Genomic DNA, 13,681 nt, shown 5'->3' with positions numbered 1-13,681 from the left:
CAGTTCGCGCCCGACCCCGACTTCCCCACCGTGACCTTTCCCCAACCCGGAGGAATCCGGCGCCACCGACCTGCTCCTCGCGCTGGCCGAGCGGGTCGACGCCGATCTGGCGATCGCCCTCGACCCCGACGCCGACCGATGCGCGCTCGCCGTGCCGACGCCGGACGGGTGGCGGCAGCTGCGCGGCGACGAGACCGGCGTCCTGCTGGCCGATTACGTCCTCGCCGGGCGGCCCGCCGATCCGCTCGTCGCCACGACCCTGGTGTCCTCGCGGCTGCTGTCGAAGCTGGCCCCCGCCCGCGGCGCGCGCTACGCCGAGACGCTGACCGGCTTCAAGTGGCTGGCCCGCGCGGGCGAGGGCCTGGTCTACGCCTACGAGGAAGCGATCGGGCACTGTGTCGACCCGTCGGCCGTGCGCGACAAGGACGGCATCTCCGCGGCCGTCGCCGCCGCCGACCTGACCGCCCGGCTGAAGGCCGACGACCGCACCCTGACCGGCGAACTCGACGCCTACGCCGTGGAATTCGGCCTGCACAGCGGCGACCAGGTCTCGCTGCGCCTGCCCGACCAGGCCGCCGCGGCCGCGCTCACGGCCACCCTGCGCGCCGCGCCCTCGGGCGAGATCGCGGGCACCCCGGTGAAGTTCACCGATCAGCTCCAGGTCCGGGGCAGCCTGCGCACCGACGCCCTGGTCCTCGACGCCGACGACTTCCGGATCGTCGTGCGCCCGTCGGGCACCGAGCCCAAGCTCAAGTGCTATCTGGAGGTGTTCACCCCGGTCGACGGGCCCGCCGCGCTGCCGCGGGCCCGCGCCGACGCCGCGGCCCGCCTCGCCGTCCTGGCCGCCTGGTGCCACGATCTCGCGGACCGGGGCCCGCGATGACCGCGCGCCACTGCACCCACTGTGGCGGCACCGAGCTGCGGGCGGGTCTGCTCGAAGACACCGGTCAGCAGGCCGCGGGCGAGACCCGATGGCGGGAGGGCCCGTTCGAGTTCGGGTTCTTCGGCGGCAAGCGTCGCTCCCGCAAGGACCCGCTGACCGTCGACGCCTACCGCTGCACCGGGTGCGGCCACCTGGAACTGTTCGCCGAACCCGGATGAGCGCTCAGCGCGGGCCGAACTGACGGTCTCCCGCGTCGCCGAGACCGGGGACGATGTAGGCGTTCTCGTTGAGTCCCTCGTCGACGGCGGCGGTGACCAGGCGGGCGAGCAGACCCGTCTCGTCCAGCATCGCGACGCCTTCGGGCGCGGCGACCACGCACACGGCGGTGATGTCGGTGGCGCCGCGCGCGGCGAGCAGTTCCAGCGTGTGCCGCATGGAACCGCCGGTGGCCAGCATCGGATCGAGGACGAAGACCGGTTGCGCGGACAGGTCGGTCGGCAGCGATTCCAGGTAGGGCACCGGCTGGTGGGTGTCCTCGTCGCGGGCGATGCCGACGAAGCCGACCCTGGCCTGCGGCACCAGTTCGGCGGCGGCGTAGACCATGCCGAGACCCGCCCGCAGCACGGGCACCAGCAGCGGCGGCTGGGCCAGGCGCACGCCCTCGGTCATCGACACCGGGGTCACGATCTCCTCCCGCACCACCGGCGCCTCGCGTAAGGCCTCGTACATGAGGATGCCGGTGAGATCGCGCAGCGCGGAACGGAAAGTGGCGTTGTCGGTGTAGGCCTCCCGCATCGTGGTCAGCAGGGTCGCGGCGAGCGGATGGTCGACCGTGTCGATACGCATACCGCCCACGATAGGGTCGACCGGGAGGGTCGGCGCGGAGCCCGCGGAAATTTTTCGCCGATCCGGGGAACCGGTGACGACCGCGGCGCGTCCAACCCGGGTGGATGACATACTCTGCCCGGACACGAGGATTGGGGGACGCTCGATGCGAAAGATGTCGGCCGATGCCGAGGGCATCACGGCCTACAGCGCGACAGCCGAGGTCATGGCCGGTGACCTGGCCGGTGCCGCCGCGGGGTCGGCGGCGTCGGATCCCACCCTGCTCGGGCCCGTGTTCGGGCTGATCGGCGGCGACTTCGTCACCGCGTACGCCGCCGCGCACGCCGGGCACGTGGCGGGCATCGGGCAGCTGTCGGCGGTCATGGCCAGCATGGGCACCGCGACCGCCAGCGCCGCGGCCACGCTCACCGAGACCGATCTCAACAACGCCGCCCCGCTGACGGCCGCCGCCGGCGAACTGGACGCCTGATGATCGACCTCTCCGCTCTGGCTCAACCGCTCTACAACCTCCTGTCCAGCTTCGGCAGCGGCGTCCTCGGTTCGGGCGGCGCCTCCGACGGGCTGCGCGCCACCGCGACGAGCCTGGACCAGGTCATCTCGCTGGGCCGCAACGGCATCAACGCCATGAACGAGTCCTGGGACGGCGTCGCCGCCGACGCCGCGACCTCCAAGGCGCTGCGGGTGCAGACCACCTCGGCCACCCTGTCCGACCGCGGCACGGAGATGGCCTCCGTCGTCGACCAGGCCGGGGCCTACGTGCAGACCGGCCAGAAGGAACTCGACACCATCGTCAACTCCTTCATCAGCGAGGTCGAGGCGCTCTCGCCGACGCTGGGCACCCCCGCAGGCCTCACCGCCGTGGTGAGCTCGGCGATCGATCACCTGGGTCAGGGCCTCGGCGTGGTCAACCGGGTGCAGTCCGAACTCGACACGCAGACCGCGGCCATCCAGGAACTCACCCCGCCGCCGAGCACCGGGCTGGCGAGCACCTCCACCGGCGCGACCAACAACCTGTCCTCGCTGTCGAGCGGCCTGTCCAGTGGCCTTTCCACCGCGTCCAGCATCGGCAGCTCGGTGCTCAGCGCGCTGGGTTCCAGCTCGAGTTCGTCCGGCTCGAAGTCGAGCAGCTCGAAATCGAGCAAGAGCACCGGCAGTTCGGGCACCACCGGCGGGAGCGGCACCACCGGCACCGGCTCGAGCGCGGGCTCCTCCGGGACCGGCGTGAAGATCACCCTGCCCGACGGCAGCGAGGTGACCGCGCCCAACGAGCAGGCCGCCACGGCCGTGCGCGCGGCCATCGGCGCGGTCGGCACCCCCTACGTGTGGGGCGGCAACACCCCGGGCTCGGGCATCGACTGCTCGGGCCTGACCAAGTACGCCTACGGCGAAGCGGGCGTCGAACTGCCGCGGCTGGCCCAGGAACAGGGCATCGGGCACCAGCAGGTGTCCGCAGGCGACCTGATGCCGGGCGATCTGGCGGTGTGGGACGGCCACGTCGCCATGGTCATCGGCAACGGACAACTCGTCGAGGCCGGTGACCCGGTCTCGATCAGCTCGATCCGAACGGAGAACATCGGCATGGAGTTCTACGGCTTCTACAGGCCAACGTCATGAGCACACCGGTCCCCGAGATCCCCAACGTCGCGGCCGCGGTCAGCAGCAATCGCGCGGGCACGATCAAGGTCCGCGCGACCAGCATGGGCCTGCCCATCGAGCTGAAGTTCGAGCGCAGCGAATACCGCTACGGTGCCCAGGCGCTGGCCGACGAGATCCTGCGCCTGACCCAGCGCTCGGCCATCTCGGCCCGCGCCAAGCTGCGCGAGGTCTACGCCGAGGCGGGCATTCCCGAGCAGGCACTGGACCGGCTCGGCCTGCCGACCCGGCACCAGGCGGTCGAAGAACTCGACCGCCTCGACGACGCCGATACGGGACAGACGAGCTGGATGAGGCCGGTGTGAGCGCGGAAATGGATGCCCTGGTCGCCGGGGCCACGCAAAAACTCGAGGCGCTCGAGGCCGCGCTGTACGGCCTGAAGCAGGTCCGCGGGCGGTTCACCTCCGAGGACGAGCTGATCACCGCGGAGGTGAACAGCGAGGGCGCGCTCGTGGCGCTGACCTTGGCCGAAGCCGCCACCTCGGTGCCGCCCGCCGAGCTCGCCGAGGCCATCGTCACGGCCTGCAGGCAGGCCGCCGAGAGCGCGGGTCAGCAGCGATCGAGTGTCATTGCGACACTGAACGAATCGTTCGTACCCGGGCCGGATAGTGCCCGGGACTGAAGCTCGATAGGCTTCGCGTCATGGCTTCTGGAGACATCGTCCCGATCGAGCTCGGTCTGACCGATGGCGATCTCGTCACCCTGTGGGCACCGCGCTGGCGCGACGGTGAGGACGAGTGGGAGGCGTTCCTCGGTCACGAGGACGACCTCTACGGATTCGAGTCCGTCGCGGAGCTGGCCGCGTTCATCCGCACCGACACCGACAACGACCTCGTCGACCACCCGGCGTGGAAGGTGATCGCCGGCCTGTCGGCCGCGGAACTCGAACCGGCCGACAACTTCAGCTTCGACCTGGTCGGCGTGCCCGAACTCGCGGCGGGCGACCCCGAGATCGAGGTGGTCGCCGAGCTCGAGGACACCCTGGCGATGGTGCGCAACATCGGCGAGGTGTGCGAGCTCGAGGTGGTCACCAAGTTCTTCGCCGACAACCCGGTGCTCGACACCCTGGCAGGCGGGGTCCGCACCTACGTGGGCCGCGAGGGCGAGGAGCTGTGGGATCAGCTCGGCGCGGCCATCGTCAAGGGCTGGGACGACGTCGTGGACGCCATCGACGGGGTGATCTCCACGCCCGAGGTCGACGCGGCCGCCGTCGCCGTCGCCGAGGCCGAGCTGCTCGCGGCCGAGGAGAACGAGGTCGACGCCGACGACGTGGCCGAGGAGGACGAGGAGTTCGAGGACGTCGACCTGTCCGCCTCGGACACCGAGGACGAGGCCGAGGACGATTCGTTCTGGCACGAGGTCGGCATCGACCCGGTCAAGATCGTCACCGCCGACGGCGAGTACTTCACCCTGCGCTGCTACCTGGGTGACGAGCCGATCTTCCTCGGCAAGGGCAAGACCATCACGGTGTTCGGCTCGGAGCGGGCCCTGGCCCGCTACCTCGCCGACGACCACCAGCACGCGCTGTCGCGGGTGAGCACCTTCGCCGAGGTGCAGACCGCGGCGGTCGACGGCTCGCTCGAGGTCGAGGTCACCGACGAGAACGTCTACGTGCTGCCCGGCCTGACCGAGGACCTGGCCGAGGGTCCCGAGGCCGTCGACGTCGAGCAGCTCGACCTGGCGGTCGAGCTGTTCACCGACGCCGCCGACTACGCGGGCGACGACGCCGTCGAAACGGCGCTGGCCCAGTCGAATCCGCTGGGCTGGTATGTGTCCTACCTGCTGAACCCGGACCCGAACCGGCTGGCGCCCGCGCCGCCGTTCGACGCCGAGGCCCAGCAGTGGCGCGAGCTGGAGCGGCTCTTCGAGAGCCGCCTCGACAAGGCCTGAGCGGTCACCGCACGCAGGAGCCGACGAGACGGCCCGCCCCGGTCCGGCCGGGGCGGGCCGTCTCGCGTCCGGGCTCAGCCGAGCAGGACCGCATAGCCGGGCTTGATGACCTCGTCGATGATGCGCAGCCGGTCCGGGAACGGGATGAACGCCGACTTCATGGCGTTGATGGTGAACCGTTCCAGATCGCTCCAGCCGTACCCGAAGGTCTGCACCAGCTTGAGCATCTCCTCGCTCATGCTGGTGTCGCTCATCAGCCGGTTGTCGGTGTTGACGGTGACCCGGAAGCGCAGCCGCGCGAGCAGGTCGAAGGGGTGCTTGTCGAGCGAGGGCACCGCGCCGGTCTGCACGTTCGAGGACGGACACAGTTCCAGCGGGACCCGGGTGTCGCGCACGTAGGCCGCGACCAGGCCGAGCCGCGCGTCCTCGATGGGTCCGTCGACGGTGATGTCGTCGGTGATCCGCACGCCGTGCCCGAGCCGGTCGCACCCGCAGAACGCCAGCGCCTCGTGGATGGACGGCAGGCCGAAGGCCTCGCCCGCGTGGATGGTGAAGTGGGCGTGGTTGGCGCGCAGGTATTCGAACGCGTCCAGGTGCCGGGTGGGCGGGAACCCGGCCTCGGCGCCCGCGATGTCGAAGCCGCCGACGCCGCGGTCGCGGAAACGCACCGCCAGCTCCGCGATCTCGCGCGAGCGCGCCGCGTGCCGCATGGCGGTGAGCAGGCAGGTCACCCGGATCGGGGTCCCGAGCTCGGCGGCTTCGGCCTCGCCCGCCCGGAAGCCGGCGAGGGTGTGCTCGACCACCTCGTCGAGGGTGAGGCCCTTCTCGAGGTGCTGTTCGGGCGCGAAGCGGATCTCGGCGTAGACAACGCCGTCGGCGGCCAGGTCGAGGGCGGCCTCCCGGGCGACGCGGTGCAGGCCCTCGGGGGTCTGCATGACCGCGACGGTGTGGGCGAAGGTCTCCAGGTAGCGGACCAGCGATCCGCTGTCGGCGGCGTCGCGGAACCAGCGGGCCAGGCCGTCGGCGTCGGTGGCGGGCAGGTCGTCGTAGCCGCACTGCTCGGCCAGCTCGAGCACGGTGGCCGGGCGTAGCCCACCGTCGAGGTGGTCGTGCAGTAGCGCCTTGGGTGCTTGTCGGATCGAAGCGAGGTCGAGGGGCAACGGTCCAGTCATGTATCGACGGTAGCCCTTCGGCGGGTCCGCGTCTCGCCGCTCTCGGCGGTGCGACGACATCGCGCCGCCGCGTGGCCGGTCCGGCGGGTGACGCGGTGCTCGACGGTCAGCCGCCGAGGCGGTCCAGCACCAGTGCCCCGGGCTTGTACTCGGAGGTCGGCTCGATGCTCACCGCGTCGGCGAGCGCGGCGAGCGCGGCGGGGAAGGCATCGGGTGTATCGGTGTGCAGCGTGAACAACGGCTGCCCCGCGGTGACGGTGTCGCCGGGTTTGGCGTGGAGCACGACGCCCGCGCCGGCCTGCACCGCCTCCCCCTGGCGCGCCCGGCCCGCGCCGAGCCGCCAGGCGGCGATGCCGACGTCCATGGCGTCGACGCGGGTCAAGGTGCCCGCGGACGTCGCGGTCACGGTCTCGGTGTGCCGGGCGACGGGCAGGGGCGCCTCGGGGTCGCCGCCCTGGGCGGCGATCATGGCCCGCCAGTGGTCCATGGCCCGGCCGTCGGCCAGCACGTCCGCGGGGTCGACGTGCAGTCCGGCTCGAGCGACCATCTCCCGCGCGAGGGTCAGCGTCAGCTCGACCACATCGGCCGGACCGCCGCCGGCGAGCACCTCCACCGATTCGGCGACCTCCAGGGCGTTGCCCGCGGTGCGGCCGAGCGGAGTGTCCATCGCCGTGAGCAGGGCGACCGTGGACACGCCCGCGTCGGCGCCCAGCTCGACCATCGCCGCGGCGAGGTCGCGGGCGTCGGCGATCGACTTCATGAACGCGCCGGAGCCGACCTTCACGTCGAGGACCAGCGCCGCGGTCCCCTCCGCGATCTTCTTGCTCATGATCGAGCTCGCGATCAGCGGAATGGACTCGACGGTCCCGGTGACGTCGCGCAGGGCGTAGAGCCGCTTGTCGGCGGGGGCGAGCTCCGCGCCGGCCGCGCACACCACCGCGCCGATCGCCGGGTCGGCCAGGATCTCGCGCATCCGCCCGGCGGGGACGTCGGCGCGCCAGCCCGGGATGGCCTCCAGCTTGTCGAGAGTGCCGCCGGTGTGTCCGAGCCCACGTCCGGACAGCTGCGGCACGGCCGCGCCGCAGGCGGCGACCAGCGGTGCCAGCGGCAGGGTGATCTTGTCACCGACGCCGCCGGTGGAGTGTTTGTCCACGGTGGGCCTACCCAGGCCGGTGAAATCCATCCGCTGTCCGGAGGCGATCATGGCGGCGGTCCACCGCCCGGTCTCCCGCCTGGTCATCCCCCGCAGCAGGATCGCCATCGCCAACGCCGACATCTGCTCGTCGGCGACCACACCCCGGGTGAATCCGTCGATCACCCAGTCGATCTGTTCGTCGGCCAGTTCCCCGCCGTCCCGCTTGCACCGGATGATCGAAACCGCGTCGAGGGCCGTCATCGGCCCAGTCTGGCACGGCAGCGCCCCGGTCCGCGCGGCCACACGCGCCGGGCCCGGCTCCCGGGGACCGGCCGCGGCATCCGCGGGCCTCCGGTCAGCGGCGACCGGCCGACAGGTCGTCGGGACCGAACGCGTACGGCAGCAGTGCACCCAGCGGCTCGGGTCCCTCCGGATGGTCGACCAGCAACTCCGCCCCGCCGTGCTCGAAGAGCAGCTGCCTGCACCGGCCGCAGGGCATCAGGATGTGGCCCCGGGAATCGGTCACTGAGATCGCCACGAGGCGCCCGCCGCCGGAGACGAATAAGTTACCGACGAGTACGCATTCGGCACACAGGGTCAGCCCGTATGAGACATTTTCCACATTGCATCCGCTCACAATTCGGCCGTCCGTACTGAGAGCCGCCGCGCCGACCGGAAACCGCGAGTACGGGGCATACGCGCCCTCCATCGCGCGAAATGCCATGTCACGCAAGGAATTCCACTCGATTTCCGGCATGCCGAACCTCCCGCCGAAGCCGCCGAACGCCGCCGGACGCGGGCGTATCGACCAGTATGCGTCACAAAGAAAGGTAAACCTAACTCGACGGATTCGCACGCAACGCGCGGCACGCCGAATTAGTTCCGAGAAACAGAGGGGATTACAGTTCTCCACAGATCGGTTCAGGTTCCCGGCGGCGGGCCCGCGCTTGAAGGAACACAGCGCAGCCACCTGGGCATTCGCCCCTCCACGTCGGATCTGTGACCGGGTCCATCAACGACGTTGGAGGCACCGCACTCTATGACCACGATAGAAGCTCCGGCTCCGGCTCAGCCGAAGCGCAAGACGCTGTACCGCGGCGACCCCGGCATGTGGTCCTGGGCGCTGCACCGGATCACCGGCGTCACGATCTTCTTCTTCCTCTTCGTGCACGTGCTGGACACGGCCCTGGTCCGCGTCAGCCCCGAGGTCTACGACGAGGCGATCCAGACTTACAAGAACCCGCTCGTCGCGCTGATGGAGATGGGTCTGGTCGTCTGCGTGCTGTTCCACGCGCTCAACGGCGTCCGCGTGATCCTGGTCGACTTCTGGTCCCAGGGTCCGCGCTTCCAGAAGCAGATGCTCTGGATCGTGCTCGCCATCTGGGTCCTGGTCTCCGCCGCCGGCGTCGGCCGCCAGTTCTTCTACCTGTTCACGGAGCACTGACATGAGCGCACCTGTCATCGGAAAGTCCTACGACCGCCCGGCCAGCCTGGACCTGCCCCGCTCGCCGCGCGCCACCTCCAAGGGCAACTTCGAGAAGTACGCCTGGCTGTTCATGCGCTTCTCCGGCCTGCTGCTCATCGTGCTGGTGCTGGGCCACATGTTCATCATGCTGATGATCGACGGCGGCGTGAAGCGCCTGAACTTCGCCTTCGTGGCAGGCCGGTGGGCCAGCCCGTTCTGGCAGATCTGGGACCTGACCATGCTGTGGCTTGCCCAGCTGCACGGCGGCAACGGCCTGCGCACCGTCATCGACGACTACTCGCGCAAGGACTCCACCCGGTTCTGGCTGAAGGCCGCCCTTGTCGTCTCGATGATCCTGGTGATGGGCGTGGGCACCTACGTCATCTTCACCTTCGACCCCAACATCACTGGTTAGGAACAGGCCACCTCGAATGAGTGAATCCCGACCGATTCAGGAACATCGCTACGACGTCGTCATCGTCGGCGCCGGTGGCGCCGGTATGCGCGCCGCGATCGAGGCCGGTCCCCGCGCGCGCACCGCCGTGCTGACCAAGCTCTACCCGACCCGCAGCCACACCGGCGCGGCGCAGGGTGGCATGTGCGCCGCACTGGCCAACGTCGAAGAAGACAACTGGGAGTGGCACACCTTCGACACCGTCAAGGGTGGCGACTACCTCGTCGACCAGGACGCCGCGGAGATCATGGCCAAGGAGGCCATCGACGCGGTCATGGACCTGGAGAAGATGGGCCTGCCGTTCAACCGCACGCCCGAGGGCAAGATCGACCAGCGCCGCTTCGGCGGGCACACCCGTGACCACGGCAAGGCGCCCGTGCGTCGCGCGTGTTATGCCGCCGACCGCACCGGTCACATGATCCTGCAGACCCTCTACCAGAACTGCGTCAAGCACGACGTCGAGTTCTACAACGAGTTCTACGTGCTCGACCTGGTGCTGACCGAGACCGAGCGCGGTCCCGTCGCCACCGGCGTCGTCGCCTACGAGCTGGCCACCGGCGACCTGCACGTCTTCCACGCGAAGTCGATCGTGTTCGCCACCGGCGGCTCGGGCCGCATGTACAAGACCACCTCCAACGCCCACACCCTCACCGGTGACGGCATGGCCATCGTCTTCCGCAAGGGCCTGCCGCTCGAGGACATGGAGTTCCACCAGTTCCACCCGACAGGCCTGGCCGGCCTCGGCATCCTCATCTCCGAGGCGGTCCGCGGCGAGGGCGGCATCCTGCGCAACGCCTCCGGCGAGCGCTTCATGGAGCGCTACGCCCCCACCATCAAGGACCTCGCGCCGCGCGACATCGTCGCCCGCTCGATGGTGCTCGAGGTGCGCGAGGGCCGCGGCGCCGGCCCGAACAAGGACTACGTCCTCATCGACGTCACGCACCTCGGTGAGGACGTGCTCGAGGAGAAGCTGCCCGACATCACCGAGTTCTCCCGCACCTACCTGGGCGTCGACCCGGTGAAGGAGCCGGTGCCGGTCATGCCGACCTGCCACTACGTAATGGGCGGCATCCCGACCCGCATCCGTGGCGAGGTGCTGCGCAACAACACCGACATCGTCCCCGGCCTCTACGCCGCGGGCGAGTGCGCCTGCGTCTCGGTGCACGGCGCGAACCGTCTCGGCACCAACTCGCTGCTCGACATCAACGTCTTCGGCCGTCGCGCGGGCATCGCCGCCGCCGAGTACGCCCAGCGCGCCGAGTTCGTCGAGATGCCGGAGAACCCGGCCCAGATGGTGCAGGAGTGGCTGTCGCTGCTGTTGTCGGATCACGGCAACGAGCGCGTCGCCGACATCCGCACCGAGCTGCAGAACGCCATGGACGACAAGGCCGGTGTGTACCGTACCGAGGAGTCGCTCAAGGACATGCTGGCCATCATCGGCCAGCTCAAGGAGCGCTACAGCCGGATCACCGTGCAGGACAAGGGCCGCCGCTACAACAGCGACCTGCTCGAGGCCGTCGAGCTCGGCTTCCTGCTCGAGCTGGCCGAGGTCACCGTCGCCGGCGCGTACAACCGCAAGGAATCGCGAGGCGGCCACGCCCGCGAGGACTACCCGGACCGCGACGACGTCAACTTCATGCGCCACACCATGGCCTACAAGGAGACCCCGGAGCTCATCTCCGACATCCGTCTCGATTACAAGCCGGTGGTGCAGACCCGTTACGAGCCGATGGAGCGTAAGTACTGATGACTGCTGTTGCCGAGACTCCGCAGAAGCCGGCTCCCGTCCCGGACGGGTCGGTCATGGTCACCGTCAAGGTGGCCCGGTTCAGCACCGAGAACGACAAGGGCGCGTACTGGGATTCGTTCCAGGTGCCGGTCCTGCCGACCGACCGCTTCCTGAACGTGCTGATCTACATCAAGTCCTACCTGGACGGCACGCTCACCTTCCGGCGCTCCTGCGCCCACGGCGTGTGCGGTTCGGACGCCATGCGGATCAACGGTGTCAACCGGCTGGCCTGCAAGGTGCTGATGAAGGACCTGCTGCCCAAGAACGGCAAGTCCCTCACCATGACCGTCGAGCCGATCCGCGGCCTGCCCGTGGAGAAGGACCTCGTCGTCGACATGGAGCCGTTCTTCGACGCGTTCCGTGCCGTGAAGCCGTACCTGATCACCTCGGGTAACGAGCCGACCCGCGAGCGCATCCAGTCGCAGCACGACCGCGCCCGCTTCGACGACACCACCAAGTGCATCCTGTGCGCCTGCTGCACCACCTCCTGCCCCGTGTACTGGAGCGACGGCAGCTACTTCGGCCCGGCCGCGATCGTGAACGCGCACCGCTTCATCTTCGACAGCCGTGACGAGGGCGCCCGCGAGCGCCTCGACATCCTCAACGACGTCGAGGGCGTGTGGCGCTGCCGCACCACCTTCAACTGCACCGACGCGTGCCCCCGTGGCATCGAGGTCACCAAGGCCATCCAGGAAGTCAAGCGGGCCCTGCTCTTCACCCGCTGACCCCCGGCCCCACCCGAAGGCCGCCGCCGTCCCCGGACGCCGGCGGCCTTCGCCGTTCTCGGCACGAATCACCCCGCGACCGTCAGAAGCCGACAGGGATGGATCCCGGGCCGTTCACCAGCTTCTCGATCCAGTCGATCACCTTGCCCGCGATGACCGAGATGAGCAGGAACGCGAGCATCCACCGACCGGCGGTGGTCACCGATCTCCTCGGCCAATCCGCCGATCGCGACTGCGCCGTCCCCTCGCCCGTCACGTCCCAGATGCCCCACTTGGCGACCGCCCAAGCGGTCAGGAACGCGAACGTGGCGGCGTAGTTCGGCCAGTCCTTCGGGTCGTAGTGACGCCACAGCGAGACTCCGACGAGCACCAGGCCGGCCGCCACGAGCACGATGATCGCCCTGGTCGCCTGGATGACCTGGACGAGGTGATCCGACACGGCGGACCGCGCGGAGGCGCCGGCCGGGCCGCGCAGAATCGTCCGCAGGTCGAATCGGCCAGCCGCGCGCAACTGGTCGACGACCAGCCGCAGGTCCTGAAACCGCTCCCGCGACCAGACCCGCACGAACCTGCGGACATCCCGTGGCGGCCGGGCGAAGCCACGGAAGTACAACAGGCCGCGCTGCCCGGTACGCAGGCGTACCGCGCCGCGGCCGTGGATGTCGGCCCGCTCCACCGTTCGCCCGCGCTCCCTGGTCTCCCAGCGGAGCAAGGGGTGGACCTCGCGGCCGCCGCGCGTGGTCCGGCCCGGTCGATGATGGTGGCATCGCTGCCATTCACCGAGAACGCGGTTGCGGCAGGGCCTGCCCGTGGACGTGATCGGATAGTCGCACTCGACCCGCCACGCGGTGCCCCGTGCCCACCAGACCATGACGGCGAGGACACCCAGGATGACCGGGAAGAAGCAGCCGAGCGTGATCGGCCACGGCATACCCCACGGACTGACCTTGTCGAGGTAGGTGCAGAAGACACCCAGCAGACGCCTGATGTGATCGAAGATCTCCCCCATGCGTCGAGGGTAGGAGTCGCCACCGGGACTCGAACCCGGACCGGACCGAAGGGTCGGGCCCCCGGCTGGCCCCGTCTGCGCCGAATCGGGTGTCTGGGGGCGGGGCGGCTGATACGTTCCAGCTCAGACTAGAACGTGTTACACCGCCGGTGGCGGTGGCGCCGGAAGGACCTTGGTTATGCAGGATTCGGGGATCGTGGCGTCGATCGGTGGGGGCGGCGGACTCGCCGGGGTGGTCGCGGACGTGCGGCTGCTGGCGATGCGGATGGCGCTGGGGTTGCTGATCGCGGTGCGGCGGGCCGAGGGGCGGGCCGGGATCGCGTGGGCGCTGGCGATGTTCACCGGGCCGGTGGGGATCGTGCCGGGGGTGCTGCTGGGCGGGCAGGCGTTGTTCGTCCTGCGCGGGCAGCCCGGGCAGGGGCGGGACCTGGCGGTCGGGGCGCTCGTCGCGGCGGCGGCGTGGGGCGTCGCGGTGGGATTCTCGACGCTCACCTGAGGGCGCCCGGCTACGGTGGGTGGAGGTTTGCCGCCGACCGAGCCCCTGGAGGAACCGTGCGTGTCGTCACCCGGGTACTGCTGCTGCTGTTCGCCGCGTGCTGCGCGCTGACCGCGCTGCCCGCCGCGGCCGCGCCCGCGCTGGACGACGAGACGGGCCGCCGC

At 70.1% G+C, this 13,681-nt stretch carries 16 protein-coding genes and 1 pseudogene; 12 read left to right on the top strand and 5 right to left on the bottom strand.

Annotation, left to right across the window (positions count from 1 at the left end; genetic code table 11):
- Together ON36_RS05190 and ON36_RS05185 are read left to right on the top strand one after the other, a co-directional pair.
- A pseudogene (locus ON36_RS05190) lies at positions 1–883 on the top strand (phosphohexomutase domain-containing protein); the annotation flags it as partial.
- On the top strand, positions 880–1,101 hold the full coding sequence (locus ON36_RS05185; RefSeq protein WP_043648257.1) for a hypothetical protein: 222 nt from the start codon (positions 880–882) through the stop codon (positions 1,099–1,101). The pseudogene ON36_RS05190 and the gene ON36_RS05185, both read left to right, overlap by 4 nt.
- Positions 1,102–1,105: 4 nt before the next feature.
- Here ON36_RS05185 and upp read toward each other — a convergent pair whose 3' ends face one another.
- Positions 1,106–1,729: a uracil phosphoribosyltransferase gene (gene upp, locus ON36_RS05180; RefSeq protein WP_043648254.1), complete on the bottom strand. Its 624-nt coding sequence runs from the start codon at positions 1,727–1,729 to the stop codon at positions 1,106–1,108.
- A 145-nt stretch (positions 1,730–1,874) separates the two neighbouring features.
- On the opposite strand from upp, the gene ON36_RS05175 reads away from it, so the two are divergent.
- From ON36_RS05175 to ON36_RS05155, 5 genes are read left to right on the top strand one after another with little or no spacing between them, the layout of a single operon-like run.
- Positions 1,875–2,198 carry a hypothetical protein gene (locus ON36_RS05175; protein ID WP_043648251.1) on the top strand — a complete coding sequence of 108 codons (324 nt, stop codon included), beginning with the start codon at positions 1,875–1,877 and terminating at the stop codon, positions 2,196–2,198.
- On the top strand, positions 2,198–3,343 hold the full coding sequence (locus tag ON36_RS05170; protein WP_043648249.1) for a C40 family peptidase: 1,146 nt from the start codon (positions 2,198–2,200) through the stop codon (positions 3,341–3,343). The genes ON36_RS05175 and ON36_RS05170 overlap by 1 nt, the downstream gene beginning before the upstream one ends.
- Positions 3,340–3,687 (top strand): hypothetical protein, encoded by a 348-nt coding sequence (locus tag ON36_RS05165; RefSeq protein ID WP_052313674.1) that lies wholly within the window; start codon positions 3,340–3,342, stop codon positions 3,685–3,687. The genes ON36_RS05170 and ON36_RS05165 overlap by 4 nt, the downstream gene beginning before the upstream one ends.
- On the top strand, positions 3,684–4,004 hold the full coding sequence (locus ON36_RS05160; RefSeq protein ID WP_043648246.1) for a YbaB/EbfC family nucleoid-associated protein: 321 nt from the start codon (positions 3,684–3,686) through the stop codon (positions 4,002–4,004). Before ON36_RS05165 ends, ON36_RS05160 begins: the two co-directional genes overlap by 4 nt.
- A 20-nt stretch (positions 4,005–4,024) precedes the next feature.
- Positions 4,025–5,272, top strand: coding sequence for a SatS C-terminal domain-containing protein (locus tag ON36_RS05155; protein ID WP_043648244.1), 1,248 nt, complete (start codon positions 4,025–4,027; stop codon positions 5,270–5,272).
- A 74-nt stretch (positions 5,273–5,346) separates the two neighbouring features.
- On the opposite strand, the gene ON36_RS05150 is transcribed toward ON36_RS05155, so the two are convergent.
- The 3 genes from ON36_RS05150 to ON36_RS05140 all read right to left on the bottom strand — a co-directional run bounded on the left by ON36_RS05150 (position 5,347) and on the right by ON36_RS05140 (position 8,336).
- Positions 5,347–6,444 carry an adenosine deaminase gene (locus ON36_RS05150; protein ID WP_043648241.1) on the bottom strand — a complete coding sequence of 366 codons (1,098 nt, stop codon included), beginning with the start codon at positions 6,442–6,444 and terminating at the stop codon, positions 5,347–5,349.
- Between the two features lie 106 nt (positions 6,445–6,550).
- On the bottom strand, positions 6,551–7,840 hold the full coding sequence (locus ON36_RS05145) for a thymidine phosphorylase (RefSeq protein ID WP_043648238.1): 1,290 nt from the start codon (positions 7,838–7,840) through the stop codon (positions 6,551–6,553).
- A gap of 94 nt (positions 7,841–7,934) precedes the next feature.
- Positions 7,935–8,336: a cytidine deaminase gene (locus tag ON36_RS05140; protein WP_043648236.1), complete on the bottom strand. Its 402-nt coding sequence runs from the start codon at positions 8,334–8,336 to the stop codon at positions 7,935–7,937.
- Between the two features lie 282 nt (positions 8,337–8,618).
- Between ON36_RS05140 and sdhC the strand changes: the two genes are divergently transcribed.
- The 4 genes from sdhC to ON36_RS05120 are packed head-to-tail and all read left to right on the top strand — an operon-like array spanning position 8,619 to position 12,012.
- Positions 8,619–9,023: a succinate dehydrogenase, cytochrome b556 subunit gene (gene sdhC / locus ON36_RS05135; RefSeq protein ID WP_083884921.1), complete on the top strand. Its 405-nt coding sequence runs from the start codon at positions 8,619–8,621 to the stop codon at positions 9,021–9,023.
- Position 9,024: 1 nt separating this feature from the next.
- Positions 9,025–9,459 carry a succinate dehydrogenase hydrophobic membrane anchor subunit gene (locus ON36_RS05130; RefSeq protein ID WP_043648229.1) on the top strand — a complete coding sequence of 145 codons (435 nt, stop codon included), beginning with the start codon at positions 9,025–9,027 and terminating at the stop codon, positions 9,457–9,459.
- Positions 9,460–9,493: 34 nt separating this feature from the next.
- Entirely contained in the window at positions 9,494–11,245 is a 1,752-nt protein-coding gene (gene sdhA, locus ON36_RS05125; RefSeq protein WP_043648260.1) for a succinate dehydrogenase flavoprotein subunit, read from the top strand.
- On the top strand, positions 11,245–12,012 hold the full coding sequence (locus ON36_RS05120) for a succinate dehydrogenase iron-sulfur subunit (RefSeq protein ID WP_043648226.1): 768 nt from the start codon (positions 11,245–11,247) through the stop codon (positions 12,010–12,012). The genes sdhA and ON36_RS05120 overlap by 1 nt, the downstream gene beginning before the upstream one ends.
- Before the next feature lie 82 nt (positions 12,013–12,094).
- On the opposite strand, the gene ON36_RS05115 is transcribed toward ON36_RS05120, so the two are convergent.
- A complete protein-coding gene (locus ON36_RS05115; protein ID WP_043648224.1) occupies positions 12,095–13,021 on the bottom strand; it encodes a hypothetical protein in 927 nt (308 codons plus the stop codon).
- Between the two features lie 178 nt (positions 13,022–13,199).
- Between ON36_RS05115 and ON36_RS35630 the strand changes: the two genes are divergently transcribed.
- The gene (locus ON36_RS35630) at positions 13,200–13,517 is read left to right on the top strand and encodes a hypothetical protein (protein WP_043648222.1); all 318 of its coding nucleotides are present in this window, start codon (positions 13,200–13,202) and stop codon (positions 13,515–13,517) included.
- Positions 13,518–13,681 lie beyond the last annotated feature (164 nt).

The organism is Nocardia thailandica NBRC 100428 (genome assembly GCF_000308795.1).
GTDB lineage: Bacteria > Actinomycetota > Actinomycetes > Mycobacteriales > Mycobacteriaceae > Nocardia > Nocardia thailandica.
This window is presented reverse-complemented; position numbering and strand designations above follow the sequence as displayed.

Bases quoted from the DNA above. Each gene is read 5' to 3' on its own strand.
- ON36_RS05120 (WP_043648226.1), top strand. From the start codon at position 11,245: ATGACTGCTGTTGCCGAGACTCCGCAGAAGCCGGCTCCCGTCCCGGAC.
- ON36_RS05175 (WP_043648251.1), top strand. From the start codon at position 1,875: ATGCGAAAGATGTCGGCCGATGCCGAGGGCATCACGGCCTACAGCGCG.
- ON36_RS35630 (WP_043648222.1), top strand. From the start codon at position 13,200: ATGCAGGATTCGGGGATCGTGGCGTCGATCGGTGGGGGCGGCGGACTC.
- sdhC (WP_083884921.1), top strand. From the start codon at position 8,619: ATGACCACGATAGAAGCTCCGGCTCCGGCTCAGCCGAAGCGCAAGACG.
- ON36_RS05170 (WP_043648249.1), top strand. From the start codon at position 2,198: ATGATCGACCTCTCCGCTCTGGCTCAACCGCTCTACAACCTCCTGTCC.
- ON36_RS05130 (WP_043648229.1), top strand. From the start codon at position 9,025: ATGAGCGCACCTGTCATCGGAAAGTCCTACGACCGCCCGGCCAGCCTG.
- ON36_RS05165 (WP_052313674.1), top strand. From the start codon at position 3,340: ATGAGCACACCGGTCCCCGAGATCCCCAACGTCGCGGCCGCGGTCAGC.
- ON36_RS05150 (WP_043648241.1), bottom strand. From the start codon at position 6,444: ATGACTGGACCGTTGCCCCTCGACCTCGCTTCGATCCGACAAGCACCC.
- ON36_RS05115 (WP_043648224.1), bottom strand. From the start codon at position 13,021: ATGGGGGAGATCTTCGATCACATCAGGCGTCTGCTGGGTGTCTTCTGC.
- ON36_RS05140 (WP_043648236.1), bottom strand. From the start codon at position 8,336: ATGCCGGAAATCGAGTGGAATTCCTTGCGTGACATGGCATTTCGCGCG.
- ON36_RS05155 (WP_043648244.1), top strand. From the start codon at position 4,025: ATGGCTTCTGGAGACATCGTCCCGATCGAGCTCGGTCTGACCGATGGC.
- ON36_RS05185 (WP_043648257.1), top strand. From the start codon at position 880: ATGACCGCGCGCCACTGCACCCACTGTGGCGGCACCGAGCTGCGGGCG.
- ON36_RS05145 (WP_043648238.1), bottom strand. From the start codon at position 7,840: ATGACGGCCCTCGACGCGGTTTCGATCATCCGGTGCAAGCGGGACGGC.
- upp (WP_043648254.1), bottom strand. From the start codon at position 1,729: ATGCGTATCGACACGGTCGACCATCCGCTCGCCGCGACCCTGCTGACC.